17 protein-coding genes are annotated in these 18340 nt (G+C 71.5%); 8 read left to right on the top strand and 9 right to left on the bottom strand.

From position 1 onward, the window contains the following. Window positions 1–15 precede the first annotated feature (15 nt). Complete coding sequence (locus FHU34_RS16815; protein WP_145781594.1) at window positions 16–402, bottom strand: STAS domain-containing protein; 387 nt, start codon at window positions 400–402, stop codon at window positions 16–18. Window positions 403–709: 307 nt separating this feature from the next. Here FHU34_RS16815 and FHU34_RS16810 point away from each other — a divergent pair, with 307 nt between their 5' ends. Beyond that, complete coding sequence (locus FHU34_RS16810; RefSeq protein ID WP_244311704.1) at window positions 710–1684, top strand: SMP-30/gluconolactonase/LRE family protein; 975 nt, start codon at window positions 710–712, stop codon at window positions 1682–1684. A gap of 79 nt (window positions 1685–1763) precedes the next feature. Here the strand turns inward: FHU34_RS16810 and FHU34_RS16805 are convergent, their stop codons facing one another. Continuing rightward, the gene (locus tag FHU34_RS16805; RefSeq protein WP_145781590.1) at window positions 1764–3032 is read right to left on the bottom strand and encodes a L,D-transpeptidase; all 1269 of its coding nucleotides are present in this window, start codon (window positions 3030–3032) and stop codon (window positions 1764–1766) included. A 726-nt stretch (window positions 3033–3758) separates the two neighbouring features. Between FHU34_RS16805 and FHU34_RS16800 the strand changes: the two genes are divergently transcribed. Next, complete coding sequence (locus tag FHU34_RS16800; protein ID WP_145781588.1) at window positions 3759–4715, top strand: sugar phosphate isomerase/epimerase family protein; 957 nt, start codon at window positions 3759–3761, stop codon at window positions 4713–4715. Window positions 4716–4738: 23 nt separating this feature from the next. Next, window positions 4739–6838, top strand: coding sequence for a PQQ-dependent sugar dehydrogenase (locus tag FHU34_RS16795; protein WP_145781586.1), 2100 nt, complete (start codon window positions 4739–4741; stop codon window positions 6836–6838). A 58-nt stretch (window positions 6839–6896) separates the two neighbouring features. Here the strand turns inward: FHU34_RS16795 and FHU34_RS16790 are convergent, their stop codons facing one another. From FHU34_RS16790 to pdhA, 4 genes are all read right to left on the bottom strand, one after another. Then, complete coding sequence (locus FHU34_RS16790) at window positions 6897–8576, bottom strand: right-handed parallel beta-helix repeat-containing protein (RefSeq protein ID WP_145785631.1); 1680 nt, start codon at window positions 8574–8576, stop codon at window positions 6897–6899. A 136-nt stretch (window positions 8577–8712) separates the two neighbouring features. Beyond that, on the bottom strand, window positions 8713–10083 hold the full coding sequence (locus FHU34_RS16785; protein WP_425280532.1) for a dihydrolipoamide acetyltransferase family protein: 1371 nt from the start codon (window positions 10081–10083) through the stop codon (window positions 8713–8715). After that, the gene (locus FHU34_RS16780; RefSeq protein ID WP_208745163.1) at window positions 10080–11084 is read right to left on the bottom strand and encodes an alpha-ketoacid dehydrogenase subunit beta; all 1005 of its coding nucleotides are present in this window, start codon (window positions 11082–11084) and stop codon (window positions 10080–10082) included. The genes FHU34_RS16785 and FHU34_RS16780 overlap by 4 nt, the downstream gene beginning before the upstream one ends. Further along, complete coding sequence (pdhA, locus tag FHU34_RS16775) at window positions 11081–12247, bottom strand: pyruvate dehydrogenase (acetyl-transferring) E1 component subunit alpha (RefSeq protein ID WP_425280531.1); 1167 nt, start codon at window positions 12245–12247, stop codon at window positions 11081–11083. Before pdhA ends, FHU34_RS16780 begins: the two co-directional genes overlap by 4 nt. 105 nt (window positions 12248–12352) lie before the next feature. Between pdhA and FHU34_RS16770 the strand changes: the two genes are divergently transcribed. Further along, window positions 12353–12859, top strand: a complete 507-nt coding sequence (locus tag FHU34_RS16770; RefSeq protein WP_145781582.1) for an Lrp/AsnC family transcriptional regulator — start codon at window positions 12353–12355, stop codon at window positions 12857–12859. Window positions 12860–12865: 6 nt separating this feature from the next. Here the strand turns inward: FHU34_RS16770 and FHU34_RS16765 are convergent, their stop codons facing one another. Both FHU34_RS16765 and FHU34_RS16760 read right to left on the bottom strand, forming a co-directional pair. After that, window positions 12866–13837, bottom strand: a complete 972-nt coding sequence (locus FHU34_RS16765; RefSeq protein WP_145781579.1) for a DNA polymerase domain-containing protein — start codon at window positions 13835–13837, stop codon at window positions 12866–12868. 101 nt (window positions 13838–13938) lie between these two features. Continuing rightward, entirely contained in the window at window positions 13939–14265 is a 327-nt protein-coding gene (locus tag FHU34_RS16760) for a hypothetical protein (RefSeq protein WP_145781577.1), read from the bottom strand. A 247-nt stretch (window positions 14266–14512) separates the two neighbouring features. On the opposite strand from FHU34_RS16760, the gene FHU34_RS16755 reads away from it, so the two are divergent. The 4 genes from FHU34_RS16755 (at window position 14513) to FHU34_RS16740 (ending at window position 18008) form a co-directional block, all read left to right on the top strand. Next, a complete protein-coding gene (locus FHU34_RS16755; RefSeq protein ID WP_167524832.1) occupies window positions 14513–15784 on the top strand; it encodes a GNAT family N-acetyltransferase in 1272 nt (423 codons plus the stop codon). A gap of 59 nt (window positions 15785–15843) precedes the next feature. After that, the gene (locus tag FHU34_RS16750; protein ID WP_145781573.1) at window positions 15844–16575 is read left to right on the top strand and encodes a histidine phosphatase family protein; all 732 of its coding nucleotides are present in this window, start codon (window positions 15844–15846) and stop codon (window positions 16573–16575) included. Further along, window positions 16559–17428, top strand: a complete 870-nt coding sequence (locus FHU34_RS16745) for an NAD(P)H-hydrate dehydratase (protein WP_145781571.1) — start codon at window positions 16559–16561, stop codon at window positions 17426–17428. The genes FHU34_RS16750 and FHU34_RS16745 overlap by 17 nt, the downstream gene beginning before the upstream one ends. A 79-nt stretch (window positions 17429–17507) precedes the next feature. After that, window positions 17508–18008 carry a hemerythrin domain-containing protein gene (locus tag FHU34_RS16740; protein ID WP_145781568.1) on the top strand — a complete coding sequence of 167 codons (501 nt, stop codon included), beginning with the start codon at window positions 17508–17510 and terminating at the stop codon, window positions 18006–18008. Here the strand turns inward: FHU34_RS16740 and FHU34_RS16735 are convergent. Beyond that, window positions 17977–18225 (bottom strand): hypothetical protein, encoded by a 249-nt coding sequence (locus FHU34_RS16735; RefSeq protein WP_244311703.1) that lies wholly within the window; start codon window positions 18223–18225, stop codon window positions 17977–17979. The genes FHU34_RS16740 and FHU34_RS16735 overlap by 32 nt on opposite strands. Between the last annotated feature and the right edge of the window lie 115 nt (window positions 18226–18340).

Genomic DNA, 18340 nt, shown 5'->3' with positions numbered 1-18340 from the left:
GCGGCCCCGCGCCGGTCAGGCGGCCAACTGGAGGTGCGCGGTCGTGCCTCCGGTGAGACGCGCGGCCTTGATCACCTTGGCCGGCTCCAGGATCGGCATCACGCGGTGCAGACCGCTGGCACGGAGCACCCGCGCCACCACCGGGCTCGGGTCGACGAGGACCAGCTCGCCACCGCAGGCCCGGACGCGCAGATGCGCGGCGAGCAGCGTGCGGACACCCGCGGCGGAGAGCAGCCGCAGATCGGACAACTCCAGCTGAAGCACCCGGCGAGCCGGCGCGGACCACAACGCGGACCGGAACGCCGCCACGGTGGCGATGTCGATCTCGCCCGCCACCCGCATGACGACCACCTGGTCACCCACGCTGACCTGCACGTCGAGCCGGTCGCTGTCCTCTCCCATGCCAAGAAATCTAGCCGCCACCTCCGACAGTTTCGCCCCTCGGCGGAGTGATTCCGGGTACGCCCAGGGTCATACCCCGAGGCGGCACTCCTCCCCCTAAGGGTGGAGGCTCGGGGCCCTCCCGCCCTGCTCCGCCCGGACGATGACCACCTCCGGGTAGACAGGCCGGACCGCCGGTCTCCGCCACCACGGCGGCACTGATGGTCGACGCGCCGCGCAGGCGATGGTCGACGGCAGCCGGCGCCGACGGGTGGAGAATAGGTCGATGCTGATCCCCCGGCCGCGGCCGCCTCGGCTGATCCGCCCCGTGCGTGAGCCCGCGACCGTTCCTCCGGCGCTGACCGGAGCGTGGGCCCCCACCGACGACCGGCTCGACCACGTCGAGGTGCTGCCCCTGCCCGAGGGGGCCGTCGGCCCGGAGGACGTGGTGGTCGACGACGCCGACCGGGTGATCAGCGGCGACGAGGAGGGGCGGCTCTGGTGGTGGCCGGTCGACGCGCCGGCCGGCACCCGACCCCGGCTGCTGGCCGAGACCGGTGGCCGGCCGCTCGGCATCGAGGTGGACCCGTCCGGTGAGGCGCTGGTCGTCTGCGACGCGTACCGCGGGTTGCTGCGGGTCACCCCCGACGGCGCGGTGCACGAACTGACCGGGACCGCGCCGCCGGTGCACCTGGCCAACAATGCGGCGGTGGCCCGCGACGGCACGATCTACTTCACCGACTCCTCCGACCGGTTCCCGGTCTCACACTGGAAGCGGGACCTGCTGGAGCACCGCCCCAACGGCCGGGTGCTGGCCCACCACCCGAACAGCGGCCGCACCGAGGTGGTGGCCGACGGGCTGTACTTCCCCAACGGCATCGCGCTGACCCCGGACGAGTCGGCCCTGATGCTCGTGGAGACCAGCACCCACCGCCTGCTCCGCGTCGAACTGGGCGGCGGCGTGCGGGTTCTGGCCGACCTGCCCGCGTACCCGGACAATCTCGCCGCCGTGGGCGACGGGACGTACTGGATAGCGCTGCCCAGCCCACGGGTGCCGATCGCCGAGCGGCTGCTGCCGCATCCGCGGCTGCGTCAGCTCGCCGCGTTGCTCCCCGACGCGATGCAGCCGCAGCCCCGCCGCTACGGGCTGGTCGCGCTCGTCGACGGCGACGGCACGGTCCGCCGGACGCTGCACGGCCCCAACGGGCACTACCGGATGATCACCGGGGTACGCCAGCACGGCGACCACCTCTGGTTGGGCAGCCTGACCGGGCCGGGGGTGGCCCGCGTACCCCTGCGGTGATCGCCGGGGTCACCGGAGCACGCGCGCGGCGACGGGCCGGTTCGCCGCAGCGGACCGGCCCGTTTGACCGCCGTGTTTCTCAGCGACCGCTGACCGAGGGTGCCGGGGCGGGCGAGCCGCCGGCCACCGCGCCCGGGTGGGCCGGAGCGACCGGGGCGGGCTTGAGCCCGGGTGGCACCGGCAGCGCGCTACCTCGGACGAACTCGTCCCAGCTCACGTTCCACGCGGTCCAGCCGTTGCCCGGCTGCAGTTCCACTTCGGTGCCCTTCACGGTGACCAGGTCCCCGACCTGCGTCACCCCCATCAACCAGTCAGCCGCGGTGGCGGAGACGTTGGCACAACCGTGTGAGACGTTCGTGTTGCCCTGGTCCCCCTCCGACCAGGGTGCGGAGTGGATGAACTCGCCGCCCCAGGTGTAGCGCTGGGCGTCGTCGACGTCGACCACGTAGCCACCGTTGGGCTCACCCCGGGTGTCGAAGGTGGTCCGTTCGTGCTTCTCCATGATCACCATCTTGCCGCTCGAACTCGGCGTGCTCGGCTTGCCCAGACTGACCGGGATCCGGCGGATCTGTTTGCCGTCCTGCAGGACCGTCATCTGCTTGGTGGCGTTGTCGATCTCCAGCGAGACCTGCCGTCCGATCTTGGACGTCGCCGTGCGCTCGGCGTCACCGACCCGGTCCTTGCCGATCGGCAGACCCTCCAGGCCGGCCCGGACGCTGATCGTCGTCCCCGGCTTCCAGAAATCGGGGGCCCGGTAATAGACCTGAGTTCCGTCCTCGAGCCATGACCAGGTGCCCGGCTGCGGAGGATTCGTCTTCACGAACAACCGTCGCTGAACATCCGCTCTGGCCTCTTTCGGAATTCCCGGGTCGAACGCGACGGTAACCGGCATCGCGGTGCCGTACGTCCGTTTGCCGACGAAATAGAGGGTGCTGGTGATCTGCGGTTTGGTCGATTTGGCCATCGTGGTGAAGGTCGTGGTGCGGGTCGTGGTGGCACCGGAGTCACCGGTGGCGGTCACCTCGGCGGTGTACGTCCGTTTCGGTTGCAACGGAGCGGTCGGCACCCAGCCCGACCCGTCCTCACGCGGCTCGGCGCTGACCTGCTTGCCCTTGTCGTCGGTCAGACGCACACCGGTGACCCGGCCCCCCTTGACCACGGTGCCCACCTCGGCGCTGACCGGCACGTCCCGGGCCTTGTCCCCGGGCGTGACGGCGAGCTCCGGCGGGGCGGCGTGCTTCTTGGCCGAACCGGTCGCGGACCCCCGGTCGGCGGTGCACCCACCCAGGACGAGTGGTGCGGCTGCGATGGTTACCGCCAACAGCGTCAATCGCCGCCTACACGTCATGTTCAGTCCCCCCGTATTCGACTTCCCTATGCCGACATTCTCGCTTCCCCGGCATGGGCGATCTCGGTGTTCAGAAATAATTGGCGACGCATTTTGTCGACACAGTTTCCAATTATGTTCCGCTTGGTGGAATAGGAGCTCAGCCGGCATCTCTCGTGCCGTTTGCTCTGCTTCAGCGCAGGCAACGCCGGCTGTCCGGATGACGCCCTCTCGGGGCGGTTGAGGCGAACCGGACCGAAGGCGGCGTACGGCCCGCCCCCATGATCGACTCGGCTTTCCTGAGAGCGGTGCATCGACCACGCTCGGACACCCCGACCTGCCAGGAAGACGAGTGGATCACTCGGGGGGCAGAGGTGGGGCGGGCGCGGGTGCCGGTGGCGCTGCGGAGGGCGCCCGGAAGGAGGAGGTCATCCCTGCCCGCGCACCTCGACAGCCCGCTTTTGTCAGTTGGAGCGAAACTTCTGCCAAACGCGACGAAGCTTTGCCTTCGTCCGGAGGCAAGGGTAGGGTCTCGATCTAGATAGAGGGTTGCCCATTAGTCGATCAGTCTGCCGCCACCCCTGCCGGGTCGCCGCGTTCCGCTCCTGACAGGGCCGGGCCGCACCCGAGCGCCGTCCGTCACCGTCCAGCCGGAGCCCGCCTCCGGCCGGTTCGGCGCGCCCGGGCGATGGCAGCCAGGTCGACCGCCGCCGACGGCATGCCAGCCGTCAGGAAGGGACCACCACCATGGATCGACAGATCAACCGACCGGAGCCGACACCGGCGTCGGAGTCGGTCAGCCGGCGTGGAGTGCTGCGCGCCGCGACTGTTTCCGCTGCTGCCGTCGGTGCCGCCGGTCTGCTCGCCGGGCCGGCCAGCGCCGCACCCGCCGCACAGGCGCAGGGCCGGCGCCGGGTGCCGGTGGACCGGATCAGCATCCAGCTCTACACGCTGCGCGACCAACTCGCCGCCGACCTGCCCGGCACCCTGGACGCGCTGCGTCGGATCGGCTACCGGCGGGTGGAGCACGCCGGTTTCGTCGGACGCACCGCCGCCCAGTTCCGGGCCGCGCTCGATGAGGCGGGGCTGCGCTCCACCTCCGGGCACGTCGGCATTCCGCAGCCGTTCGACGCCGCGACCTGGGAACAGGCCCTCGCCGACGCCAAGGTCGTGGGCTGCAAGAAGATCGTCCACCCGTACTTCGGTCGGGACGCGGCCGGCCAGCCGATCCGGGACCCCGCCGTCTACCGGGCCCTCGCCCGTGACCTGAACAAGGCCGGGCGGCTCGCCGAGCGCGCGGGGCTCGAGTTCGGCTACCACAACCACCAGCTCGAGTTCGTGCCCCTGACCGGCGGCTCGACCGGGTTCGACATCCTCGCCGCGCAGACCGACCCGCGGTTGGTCCACTTCGAGCTGGACCTGTACTGGACCTGGCGCGGCGCGCACGACCCGGTCGACGTGATCCGGGCCAACCGCGGCCGGATCCGCCAGGTGCACGTCAAGGACCTCGACGTCGAGGGCGGTTTCGCCGACCTCGGCGACGGCCTGATCGACTTCGGCCGGATCTTCGCCCACGAGCGCGAGGCCGGCATCGAGGAGTACATCGTGGAGCGTGACGACGCGGGTACGCCGCCGCGCTCCCCCGCCGACGCCCTGGACACCGCGCGGGTCGGCTTCGACTATCTCGCTTCACTTCGGTACTGACACCACCCCGGGGGACACACCTGATGAACAGGACCGCATTCGCGTCCGCCCTGCTGCTGGTGACGGCCGGTCTGGTCGTACCACCGTCGGCAGCGGCCGCAGCGCCGGCCGCGCCGCCGGACAGCAGTTTCCAGAAAGTGACACTGAACGACTTCCCGGGCGAGCCGATGAGCCTCGCCGTCCTGCCCGACCTGCGGGTGCTGCACACCTCCCGCACCGGCGAGGTCCGCATCCACGACCCGCGCACCGGGCTGAACACCCTCGCCGCCGACATCCCGGTGTACGAGCACGACGAGGAGGGGTTGCAGGGCGTCGCGATCGACCCGAACTTCGCCCAGAACAAGTGGGTGTACCTCTACTACTCGCCGCCGATGAACACTCCGGTGGACGACCCGGCGACCCCGGGCGTCAACGAGGGCGACGCGCCGGAGACCGGCACCGAGGCGGACTGGCAGCGGTTCAAGGGCGCGCTGCGGTTGTCCCGGTTCAAGCTGGACGGGATGAAGCTGAACCTCGCCAGCGAGCAGCAGATCATCGACGTGCCGACCGACCGGGGCATCTGCTGCCACGTCGGCGGCCAGATCGACTTCGACAGCAAGGGCAACCTGTACCTGTCGACCGGTGACGACACCAACCCGTTCGCCTCCGACGGCTACATCCCGATCGACGAGCGGGCCGACCGGAACCCGGCGTACGACGCCCAGCGCACCTCGGCGAACACCAACGACCTGCGCGGCAAACTGCTGCGGATCAAGGTCAAGGCCGGTGGTGGCTACACGGTGCCGGCCGGCAACCTGTTCAAGCCCGGCACGGCGCAGACCCGCCCCGAGATCTACGCGATGGGGCTGCGCAACGCGTTCCGGTTCGCCGTCGACAAGCGGACCGATGACGTGTACGTGGGCGACTACTCCCCGGACGCGTCCAACCCGGACCCGGAGCGCGGGCCGGCCGGGCACGGTCGGTGGATGCTCGTGGACCAGCCGGCAAACTACGGCTGGCCGTACTGCGTGACGCCGACGATCGCCTACCGCGACTACGACTTCGCCACCGGCGAGTCGGGTGCCAAGTTCAACTGCAAGCGCCCGGTCAACGACTCACCGCACAACACCGGCAAGCGCGTGCTGCCGCCGGTCGAGCAGCCGGAGGTCTGGTACGCGGCCGCCCCCTCAGCCGAGTTCCCGCAACTGGGCTCCGGCGGCATCTCTCCGATGGGTGGCCCGGCGTACGAGTACGACGGGACCAGCACGTCGCGCACCCGCTGGCCGGCCTACTACGACGGGGTGCCGCTGTTCTACGAGTGGTCCCGCGACTACATCAAGGAGTTCCGCCTCGACGAGGACGGCGATGTCGACGACATCCGTCCGGTGGCGCCGTCGCTGGTCGTGGACAACCCGATGGACATGGAGTTCGGCCCGGACGGCGCGCTCTACGTCCTCGAGTACGGCGACGGTTACTTCGCCGAGAACCCGGACGCGCAGCTGTCCCGGATCGACTTCGTGCGGGGCAACCGGACGCCGATCCCGAAGATCAGCGGCACCCCGACCGTTGGGCAGGCCCCGCTGACCGTCGCGTTCTCCAGCGCCGGCACGACCGACCCGGACGGTGACAAGCTCAGCTACGCGTGGGACTTCAACGCGGACGGCTCGGTGGACAGCACCGCTCCGAACGCGAGCTGGACGTTCCCGGAGAACGGCTCGTACACGCCGACGTTGAAGGTCACCGACCGCACCGGACGGTCCGCCTCGGCGACGCTGCCGCTGGTGGTCGGGCCGACCGCGCCGGTCATCGAGTTCGTCGCCCCGGTCGCCGGGCAGCCCTTCCAGTTCGGGCAGACCGTGGCGTACGAGGTGAAGGTCACCGACGACCTGCCGGTGGACTGCTCCCGGGTGAAGGTCACCTACGTGCTCGGGCACGATGAGCACGGGCACCCGCTGTCCACCTCGACGGGTTGCTCCGGAAGCATCCCCACCTTCCTCGACGGTGGGCACAGCGGCGCGGACAACCTGACCGCGGTGTTCGTCGCGGAGTACACCGACGCCCCGACCGACCCGGGCGTACCTCCGCAGTCCGCTTCGGCGACTGTGGTGCTGGACCCGACCCCGGTTGCCGGTCTGGCCGGCTGATCGGTTTCACCATGACAGTGGCGGCGGCCGGATCCTTCCGGCCGCCGCCGCACGTCGTTCAGCTCCAGTCGCTGTCCACGTGGTTGTCCCGCCACCGTCCGCCCACCGGCGGGGTGTCCAGTCGCATGCCTTCGTCGGCGTTGCCGGCCAGGTCGTTGTCCTCGACCCGGCAGTCCACGCAACTGCCCCGCTCGGTGATCCACAGCCCGTGCGTCTGGGTCGGGTTGTCGTGGTTGTCCCACACCCGGTTGCCCCGGATGGTGGCCGAGTCGAACGGCGCGTCGACCGTGATGCCGGCCCGCAGCTCTGGTGCGGCAGCCAGCTCGTATCCGCATCCCGGCGGTGGCACGTCCCCGCTCCACGCGCTGAACGCGTCCGGGCGGACCGGGGCGAGGGTGAGTTCGTCGCCGGTGTTGGAGGCCACCATGGCCACTGCCTTCCCGACCCGCAGGACCTTGCCCCGGTGCCCGTCGTGCGGCCAGTTCGCCGACCGGTCCACCAGGGACCGCTCGCTGTAGCGGACGGCGTCACCGGTACCGCCGGTGCCCTCGCCGTACTGCCGTCCGTTGTTGCGGATCCGGTTGTTGAGCAGCACCGCGTCGGTCATCTGGTGGTCGATCCGGATCGCGTCGAGGCCGTTGCCCCAGAACTCGTTGCTCTCAATCACCACGTCCCGGATCGAGCCCCGGTAGCCGCGCCCGAGGTCGTGCGAGTGATAACCGTGCCGGCCGTTGCCGCTGATCCGGTTGCCTCGGACGGTGTACGGGCCAGGGCTGTTGCCGATGCTGACCCCGTCGCACATGTTGCCGTCGATGACGCAGTCGGTGAGCAGCCCACCCCGGCCGGCCACCGACGAGGTGCCCTGCGCCGACACGTCGAACCCGGTCTCCAGGTTTCCGGTCATGGTGCAGGCGGAGACGATCAGGCCGTCGGCGCCCCAGTCGGAGATGCCGAAGCGGTTGCCCTGACTGTGGCAGCCGACGATGCGGTAGCCGCGCGGCGGCGCCCAGTAGTCCTTCTGCAGCTCAAGGAAGATTCCGTTGGTGCCGTTGGCCAGGGCGGTGCAGTTGGCGATGGTCAGCCGCTCCACCGCTCCCCAGCCGCCGATGCCGATCCCGATGCCGGCGCCACCCATCTGCTCGCCGTTGTCCAGTCGGCCACAGCCGACGACCACCACGCCGTCGATCAGGGAGTCCTGAAGGAAGTCGCAGCCCAGCCCGGTGGCGGCGGTGTGGTGGATGTAGAGGTTGCGGAAGACGCCCCGCACGACGTACTGGAGGCCGAGGCCCTTGGCCAGGTAGTTGTACTCGGCCATGGCGACGCCGGAGCCGTCGATCTGGAAGTCGGAGAAGGTGCAGTCGGCGATGTGCCGGTCCCGGTCGGCGCCGTGCTGCACTGTGGTCCAGAAGGCCAATGGGGTGGGGTCGGCCCGGTTGCCCTCGTTGCTGAGCATGAACCGGGTCGCCGCCGGGCCGGCCCCGATCAGCGACACACCGCTGCGCCACACGGTGCCCGCGTCCCGGATCGAGTAGATGCCCGGCGGGCAGTAGATGACCCGGGCCCGTCCGTCCGAGGCGTACCCGGTGCCGAGGCGGTCCACGAGGGCGGCCAGCGCCGGCTGGTCGTTGGTCGCGCCGTCGCCGGTGAGCCCGTACTCCAGCGCGTCGCAGTACAGCGGCGCGCCGGCCGAGGCGGGCCGTCGTACCCGGACCGAGTTCAGTAGCAGCTCGTTCGCCACGGCCACGGGCGGGCTCCCTTCGACGCGTTCGGTGCGCTCCGGCGGGGCCGACTTCCCGGTCACGGCGTCGGGAAACCCGCGGGCAGGCGTCGGCCCCGGCGCCGCACGGGCGGCGCCGGGGCCGAGGGGATACGCGTCAGACGGCGGCGATCAGCATCGCCGGGCGTTCCACGCAGTCGGCCACGTGCCGCAGGAAGCCACCGGCCACCCCGCCGTCGCAGACCCGGTGGTCGAAGGTGAGGCTGAGCTGGGTCACCTTGCGGACGGCGAGCTGCCCGTCGACCACCCACGGCTTGTCCACGATCCGCCCGACCCCGAGCAGGGCCGCTTCGGGGTGGTTGATGATCGGCGTGGATCCGTCGACGCCGAACACCCCGTAGTTGTTCAGCGTGAACGTCCCGCCGGTCAGCCGGGCCGGCGGCAGGTTCCCGGCCCGCGCGGCGGCGGTGGTCGCCGCCAGTTCGGCGGCCAGCTCGGCGGTGGTGAGGCGTTGGGCGTCGCGCAGCACTGGCACCAGCAGACCCCGGTCGGTCTGCGCGGCGATGCCGAGGTGCACCCCCGCGGACTGGACGATCCGCTGCCCCTCCGTGTCGACGCGGGCGTTGAGCTGCGGGAACCGGCGTAGCCCGCTGAGGCAGATCCGGGCCAGCAGGGCCAGGATGCTCACCGGCGCGTCGGGGGTCGCCGCGTTGATCGCCGCACGGGTCTCCAGCAGGCCGGTGGCGTCCACATCGACCCAGATGGTCACCTCCGGGATCTCCCGCCGGCTGCGGGAGAGCTTGTCGGCGATCGCCTTGCGCACACCGGTGAGGGGGACGATCACGTCGCCGTCCCCGGCCGGCGCGAGGGCGACGTGCGGGTCCGGGACGGCGGCGAGCCGGGCGGCGGGCGCGGTCAGCGCCGCCTCCACGTCGGCGCGACGGATCACGCCGCCGGGCCCGGTGCCCCGCACCGTACCCAGGTCGACGCCGTGCTCACGGGCCAGCCGTCGGACGATCGGCGAGATGACCAGAGCGGCCGGCGAGCGCGGGTCGGCGGGCGCGGCGGACACGCCGACGTCGGCGCGAGCAGCGTCCGGGCGAGCAGCGTCGGCCGGGCTGACGTCGGTCGGTTCCGGGGCGAGGACCAGCCGGGGCCGACGTCGACGCCGGGTGCCGCCGCCGTGGCCCGTCCCGTACCCGATCAGGACGTTGCCGGAGCCGGCCCGTTCCTCCTCGCGGTAGGTGGCGTGGCCGGCCGGCTCGTCGCCGCCGTCCAGCGGCGCGATGGTGATCAACGGCTGGCCGACCGGGCGTACCTCACCGGCCGCGCCGTGCAGGGTGACCACCCGGCCGGCGTACGGGCAGGGCACGTCCACGACCGCCTTGGCGGTCTCCACCTCGACCACGCTCTGGTCGACGGTGACCACGTCGCCCACGGCGACCCGCCACTCGACGATCTCGGCCTCGCTCAGCCCTTCGCCCAGGTCGGGCAGGAGGAAGACCTGGGTCCGTTCGACGGTGGTCATGCCGCCGCCCAGCGCGCGTCGGGCTGGTCGTCCCACTGGAGGCGGGCCACCGCGTCGAGGACCCGGTCCACGCCGGGGAGGTGGGTGTGCTCCAGCATCGGCGCCGGGTACGGGATGTCCAGCCCGGCCACCCGCAGCACCGGGGCGTGCAACGCGTGGAAGCACCGCTCCTGCACCCGGGCGGCGATCTCCGCGCCGACACCCGCGAAGCCGGGGGCCTCCTGGATCACCACGCACCGACCGGTACGCCGGACCGAGGCGGTGATGGTGGCGTCGTCGAACGGCACGATGGTGCGGACGTCGACGACCTCCAGGTCCCAGCCCTCCTCGCGGGCGGCCTCGGCGGCCTCGAGCGCGACAGGCACCGCCGGCCCGTACGCGACCAGGGTCGCGTCGCGTCCGGGGCGACGCACGACGGCCTTCCCGAACGGCTCGGCACGCGCCGGCAGCTCCGCGTCGGCGCTGGCGAAGTAGAGCTTCTTGGGCTCCATGAAGACCACCGGGTCGGGGTCGTCGATCGCCTCGCGCAGCAGGGAGTACGCGTCCTCGACGGTCGCCGGGGTGACCACCTTCAGTCCGGGGGTGTGCGCGTAGTACGCCTCGGACGAGTCGCAGTGGTGCTCGACCCCGCCGATGCCGCCGGCGTACGGCACCCGGATGACGATCGGCACGCTCAACGCGCCCCGGGTGCGGTTGCGCAGCTTCGCGACGTGCGAGGCGATCTGCTCGAACGCCGGGTACGCGAACGCGTCGAACTGCATCTCGACCACCGGCCGCAGCCCGGACATGGCCAGGCCGACGGCGAAGCCGACGATGCCGGCCTCGGCGAGAGGGGTGTCGAAGCAGCGGTTCTCGCCGAAGCGGGCCTGAAGGCCGTCGGTGATCCGGAAGACGCCGCCGAGTTGACCGACGTCCTCACCGAAGACGACGACCCGGTCGTCGGCGGCGAGGGCGTCGGCGAGCGCGGTGTTGAGCGCCTTCGCCATGGTGGTGGCCATCAGGCGTTCCCCTCCTCGTCGCGGGCGGAGGCCAACTCGGCACGGACCTGCTCGCGCTGTTCGACCAACTGCGGGGTGGGTTGGGCGTACACGTGGTCGAAGAGGCTCAGCGGGTCGACGGTGGGCTGCTCGTTCATCCGCGCCCGCAGGTCCGCCGCGTACGTCTCGGCCTGCTCGGCGACCTCGGCGACGGCCGCGTCGTCGAGGACGCCACGGGCGCGCAGGTAGGTCTCCAGGCGGGCGACCGGGTCCCGGTCGCGCCAGGCGTCGACCTCGGCGCCGTCGCGGTAGCGGCTGGCGTCGTCGGCGTTGGTGTGGGGTTCCATCCGGTAGGTGTGCGCCTCGACCAGGAACGGCCCGTTGCCGGCGCGGGCGTGCGCGACCGCGCGGGTGAGCACGGCGAGCACCGCGACCGGGTCGTTGCCGTCGACCTGCTCGCTCGGTACGCCGTAGCCGACGCCCTTGTAGGCCAGCGACGGCGCGGCGGTCTGCCGGGACAGCGGGACGCTGATCGCGTACCTGTTGTTCTGCACGAAGTAGACCACCGGCGCCTTGAACACGGCGGCGAAGTTGATCCCCTCGTGGAAGTCGCCCTCGCTGGTCGCGCCGTCACCGATGAAGGCCAGTGCCACGGTGTCGCGACCCTGGTACGCCTCGCCGTGCGCCAGCCCGGCGGCGTGCACGCACTGGGTCGCGAGGGGGGTGCACTGCGGCGCGGTCCGCACCTCGGTCGGGTCGTACCCGCAGTGCCAGTCGCCGCGCAGCAGGGTGAGCACCTCGACCGGGTCGATGCCCCGGGCAACCAGAGCCATCGACTCGCGGTAGGTGGGGAAGACCCAGTCGGTGTCGCGGACCGCGAGGACCGCGCCGACCTGGCACGCCTCCTGGCCCCGCGAGGACGGGTAGACGGCGAGCCGGCCCTGCTTGGTCAGGGCGGTCGCCTGGGTGTCGAAGCGGCGGCCGAGCACCATCCGGCGGTACAGCTCGCGCAGCACCTCGACGGGCGGCTCCGGGTAGTCGGTGCGGGCGGGCAGCGGCGTGCCGGTCGGGTCGAGCAGGCGGACAGGCTCGGTGTTCGGCAGCAGCGGACGCGCCGGGTCGGGCGGGGTGGCCGCCCGACGGGTGCGCGGGGATGCCCTGCGGACCGCCTGGGGAGTGGTCGTCACGGCGGAACCTCCTGGGACGTGTGGTGAGCCTATGCTTCCGCTTGTGGATGATTGACTCAAGATCGACACGGAAGGCGGGACGATTGGCATGCGGAGGATCGGTCAGTGAGCCAGGAGACCGCCGACGACGCAGGCCGGGGCGCGGGATCGGGACGATCGGCCCGAGCCCTGGACGAGGTCGACCGGCGGATCCTCGACGAGCTGGTCCGGGACGGTCGCACGTCGGTGCGCACCCTCGCCGAGCGAATCCACATCTCCCGCACCAACGCGTACGCGCGGGTGGAACGGTTGCTCCGCGACGGGGTGATCACCGGGTTCCGGGCCCAGGTGGCGCCCGAGGCGGCCGGGCTGGGCACGTCCGCGTACATCGCCCTGACCATCGAGCAGAACACCTGGCGGGAGGTGTCGGCCGAGCTGGCCCAGGTGCGCTACATCGAGCACGCCGCGCTGCTCGGCGGCGACCACGACGTCCTCGCGCTGGTCCGCGCGCCGGACAACGCCGCGTTGCGGGACGTGGTGCTGGGCCGGGTGCAGAGCATCCCGGGGGTGCTGTCCACCCGCACCTGGCTGGTGTTCGAGGAGTTCGACGGGGCGGGCAGCCCGTGGGCCTGACCCGGCTCAGCGCTCGGGTGGGGCCTCCAGCCCTTCCCGGTCGGCCAACTCCAACAGCGGCTCCAGCGAGTGCCGGTCACCGTCCAGACCGGCGTGCGGGTCGCCGCGCTCGGCGAAGCGCGCCGGCACTGACAGCACGTCGAAGTCCTCCGGTCGGGCGTCGTCCAGCTCCGCCCACTCCAGCGGCGCCGACACCAGCGCCCGGGGCGTCGGGCGGATGGAGTACGCCGAGGCCATCGTGTGGTCCCGTGACATCTGGTTGTAGTCCACGAAGACCGGACGGTCCCGCTGGTCGCGCCACCAGGTGGTGGTGACCAGCTCCGGCAACCGGCGTTGCATCTCCCGGCCCAGGGCGAGCACCGCCCGGCGACACTCACCGAAGCTCCACCGCGGCTCGATCGACAGGTAGATGTGCAGGCCCCGCCCGCCGGTGGTCTTCGGATAGCCGGTCATCCCCAACTCGGCGAGGAAGGCGCGGACCTCCCGGGCCACCGGCACCACCTGCTCGAAGCCGACGCCCGGCATCGGGTCGAGGTCGATGCGCAGCTGGTCGGGGCGTTCCACGTCGGCGGCGCTGACCGGCCACGGGTGGAAACGCAGTGTGCCCAGGTTGGCAGCCCAGATCACCACGGCCAGCTCGCTCGGCGCGATCTCGTCGGCGGTGCGGCCACTGGGGAAGGTGATGTGTGCGGTGCGCACCCACTCGGGCGCGCCCGCCGGCAGCCGTTTCTGGTAGAACGCGTCGCCCCGGTTGGTCTGCCGGGTGGCGATCGTCGCTCCCTCGAAGACACCGCGCGGCCAGCGCTCCAACATCGTCGGCCGGTCCCGTAGCGCGCGCAGGATGCCGTCGCCGACCGCCAGGAAGTAGCGGACCACGTCCAGCTTGGTCAGCCCTCGCTCCGGGAAGTAGGGCTTGTCGGGGCTGGAGACGCGGACCAGCCGCTCCCCCACCTGGATCTCCTCCGCCGCCGTGGCCACGCCCTGAGGGTACGACGCGCGAGCGCGGCGCACGGCCACCGAGCGGACACTCGCGCGGCGCCGAGGGAGACGGCCGTCGACGGCAGCGATGACACGCTCGGTCAGGAGAGCAGCAGCACGCCGACCACGATCAGTGGCAGCCCGACGAAGAGGAAGATGCCGACCCCGGTGAGCACGCGCCCACCGTCGGCCGTCTCCCGCTCCGGCGCGGCGCCGAACGTGGCGCGTGCACCGAGCATGCTGATCCGGCTCAGCGTCAGGTCGCCCGTCATGCCGATGAGCCCGCCCACCACAACCAACCCGATGCCCGGCCGACCGACGTAGTCACCGCCGTCGACCGCCACCCAGATCATTGCCGCGACCGCGACCAGCGCCCCGATCACCACGAACAACAGGACCGCTTCGCGCAGACCTCGTAAGACAGTCATTGTCGACCCCCGTCGGCTGTCCGGCGCCCATTGCCTCGCATCACCAGGTCGCGGCGGTGCCCCGAAACCGACAGCGACGATCAGCAGTGCACCGACCCCACCGGCGCCACTCCCAGCCGTACGACCGAGTCGCCACCGGGCACCGCGACCCGGTCCCCGGCCGCGACCACCACCGCGGCCGACGGCTCCCGCCAGACACCGACTGGTGTCGATCGCCCCTCTTGACCCGGTCGGGCAGGATGGCGTCGTGCGCCAGCAGAAGACCAGATCGGGCGGGGCGCCCACCGTCCGGATCGACGACGCGTCGACCGAGGACATCCCCGCCCTACTCGCCCTCGACGCGCTCTGTTTCCCGCCCGGCGACCCGGCGCACGAGCCGGCGGCGCCGAGTGAGATCGAGAACGGCGTCGCGGCCGGGCACGTCCGGGTGGTCCGCGCCGGCACGGAGATCGTCGGCTTCCTTCAGTACGAGTTGCCGAGTGCCCATCACCTCTACCTGAGTGGGCTCGGCGTGCACCCGGATCAGCGGCGCACCGGTGTGGGTGCGGCACTGCTCGACGACTTCGTGGCCCGGGCCCGGACGGTCGCGGCGCAGCCCCACCTGAGCATCTCCACGGTGACCAGCCCGGAGAACCTGGCCATGCTCGGGTTGCTGCTGTCCCGCGGGTTCGTCGTGCGCACCATCGTGCCGGACTACTTCGGCCCGGGGCGCGACCGCTACTACTGCCAGCACAAGTCGCGGGTGGAGTACGTCGACGCCGACGAGCGCTATCTGATCCCGGTTGCCGCGTCGGCGCAGATCGCCACCCTGCTGGCTGGCGAGGAGAACGTCATCACGGGGCTGGTGAACCTGCCCGCCGGGCCGGCCCTGGAGCTGTCCCGGTTCGAGAAGGACGACTTCGCGGCCCTGCAGTCCGACGAGAGCGCCGCCGGGGTCGCCTTCTCCAGCGGCATCCTGGCCTCGATCGCGTTCGTGCTCGGCCTGTCGTTCACCTCCCCGGCCTATCCCGACGGGGTGCGGGTGCTGCTGATGTGCGCGGCCCTGGCCACCACCGCGTCGCTGATCATCTATGCCAACACCTCCGGTGAGCTGGCCCGGCTGCGAACCAACAGCTTCGGCCGGTACACCAAGTGGGGCAACGTGCTGTCGGAGTTCGGCGGTGTCTTCCCGTTCCTCATCGCCCTACCGGTCACCTTCGCGAAGATCACCTCCTCGGTGGGCGTGGCCCTGGCGGCCGCGGCCCTCTTCGGCGCGGCCCTGCTCGTCTACGACCGGTCGACCTTCGCCATCTCGGCACGCTTCCGACAAACCGTCAGCACGACCGTCCTGTCCCTCTTCGTCGCCGCCGCGCCGGTGCTCGGCGTCCTCGCGGTACGCCACTCCGCTGCGCCGTTCTCCTGGGCCTGGACGGGAGCGGTACTCCTCGCCCTGGCCGCCCAGTCCTTCACGTACCTCTTCCGCCGGCGCGACGAGTCGACCTCCCGGGTGGGGCTACGTCCCTGGCAGAGCCGCCGCTAGCCGGCGGGCGGCGGGCGACGGTCCGATTACCGCACGGTCGTGCCGGGTAGGGGTGCCGCATGGCGGAACTGGCAACCCTCTGGATCGTCCGGCACGGCGAGAGCACCGCGAACGTCGCGGCGACGCGGGCCGAGGCGTCGGGCGCGGAGCTGATCGACCTCACCCACCGCGACGCCGACGTGCCGCTCTCCGCGACCGGCCAGGAGCAGGCCCGGGCGACCGGCCGTTGGCTGGCAGCACTGCCGGACGCGAAGCAGCCGGACGTGGCGGTGGTGTCGCCGTACCTGCGCGCGGTGCAGACCTCGCGGCTGGCGCTGGCCGGCACCGACGTGCCCGTGCACCGCGACGAGCGGCTGCGCGACCGGGAGTTGGGCATCCTCGACGGGCTGACCGGCCACGGGGTACGACGGCGGTACCCGGACGAGGCCGACCGTCGGGAGCGGTTGGGCAAGTTCTACTACCGGCCGCCGGGCGGGGAGTCCTGGACGGACGTGGCGTTGCGGCTGCGGACGCTCCTGGGCGACCTGCGGCGTGACCACGAGGGTTGCCGGGTGCTGCTCTTCGGCCATGACGCGCTTGTCTTCCTGCTTCGTTATCTCATCGAGGGCTTGACCGAGGACGAGCTGATGGCACTCACCCGGCAGGACGTGATCGCCAACTGTTCGATCACCGAGTGGTCGGCGGACGCCGACGGGCGACTGGCGCTCACCGCCTTCAACGACGTCGCGCACCTGCGTCAGCAGGGCGCCGAGCCGACCAGGGAGGACGAGATCCATGCCGAGCCGGTCTGAGGTAAGAGTGATCACACCGGCGTTGCTGCGGGACTGGGCGCTGCCGGTGCCGGTCGGTGGCAAGGAGAGCCGGGGCACCGTGCTGGTGGTCGGTGGTTCCCGCTTCACACCGGGCGCGGTGCTGCTCGCCGGGGTGGCCGCGTTGCGCGCCGGTGCCGGGGTGCTCCAACTCGCCGCCGCCGAGTCCACCGCCGCCGCGCTGAGCATCCAAGTGCCCGAGGCCCTGGTGGTCGGTCTGCCGGAGACCGCCGACGGCGCGGTGGCCGCCGACCGTGACGGCCAACTCGGCGATCTGGTCGCGCAGGCCGACGTGGTGGCGGTCGGCCCAGGCCTGAAGGCGATCGACGAAACCAACCGCCTGCTGGCCCTGGTCCTGGAGGCGGCCCGTCCGGACACGTCGCTGGTGCTCGACGCGTACGCCCTCGGTGCGCTCAGCCACGCACCGGACCTGCTTGTCGGCTCGGGTCGGCCCGTGGTGCTCACGCCCAACGTCACCGAGGCCAGGCACCTGCTCGGACGGGATCCGGGCGACGACCTCGACGCCGAGGCGGCCGAGGTGGCCGCCCGGTACGAGGCGGTCGTGTCGCTGTACGGGCACGTGGCCGCCCCGGACGGACGGGGTTGGCGAGAGGAGAGCGGCGACGCCGGGCTTGGCACCTCCGGCAGCGGCGACGTCCTCGCCGGGTTGTTGGCGGGGCTGCTGTCCCGCGGCGCGGACCCGGCCCAGGCGGCCTGCTGGGGTTCGTTCGCGCACTCGGTGAGCGGCCAGCGACTGATCCCCCGCTACGGCCGGATCGGCTTCCTGGCTCGGGAGTTGCTCGACGAGATCCCCCGCACCCTGGCCATGGTCTGAGGCGGATTCGCCTGTTTCCGCGGTGGTCGTCGGGGTACCGGAACCACACCAGAAGAGACTGTTCAGGGAGGTCATACCGGTGTCGACCGATGCCATCGTGCTGCTCAAAGAGGACCACAAAGAAATGCGCCGCCTGTTCAAGGCCTTCCAGGACGCCGAGGAGGGGCCGGCGAACCAGCGGCAGAAGCTGGTGAACCAGATCCTGGAAGCGCTGACGGTGCACACCTACCTGGAGAACGAGGTGATGTACCCGGAGGTCCGCCGGCTGCTGCCCGACCTGGAGGACGACATCCTCGAGTCGTACGAGGAACACCACGTCGCCGACGTGCTCTGCGCCGAGCTGGCCAGCATGGACGCCAGTGACGAGCGGTTCAACGCCAAGACGACGGTGCTGATCGAGAACGTCACCCACCACGTCGAGGAGGAAGAGGAGGAGTGGTTCCCCAAGGTCCGCGACGCGCTGGGCCGCAAGCAGCTACAGGAGATCGGCGAGAAGATGATCGCGCTGCGCGCGGACGCCCCGCGTACCCCCACCGAGCCGAAGGCGATCAAGAAGGCGATGGACGCGATGACCGCGTGACCCGCCACGCGCAGAGGGCCCGGCGGCGTGCCGGGCCCTCTGCGGTCTGCACCTTGTTGACCAGGGAACCTGCGGTGACCGTCTGGTCACCCATCATCATCGCGGCGAAGCCCTGCTCGGCGACCTTCGCCGGGTCGTCCTTCTTACCCGAACCGACCCGGGTGTCCTCCATCTCGGCCCGCTCGAAGAAGGCGGTGTCGGTCGGGCCCGGCAGCAACGCGGTGACCGTGACGCGTGCCTCCTCCCCTGCGGATGGCGTACCCGCTCGTCAGGTGGTGCCCCAGGTCGGTCACCCAACCCTCCCGGCGTGTGATGAACGGAGGTCGCCCGGG

This window comes from Micromonospora taraxaci (assembly GCF_007830095.1).
GTDB classification, from domain to species: Bacteria; Actinomycetota; Actinomycetes; order Mycobacteriales; family Micromonosporaceae; genus Micromonospora; species Micromonospora taraxaci.
Note: the sequence above shows the minus strand (reverse complement) of the source record. Positions and strands in the feature narration are given on the sequence as shown.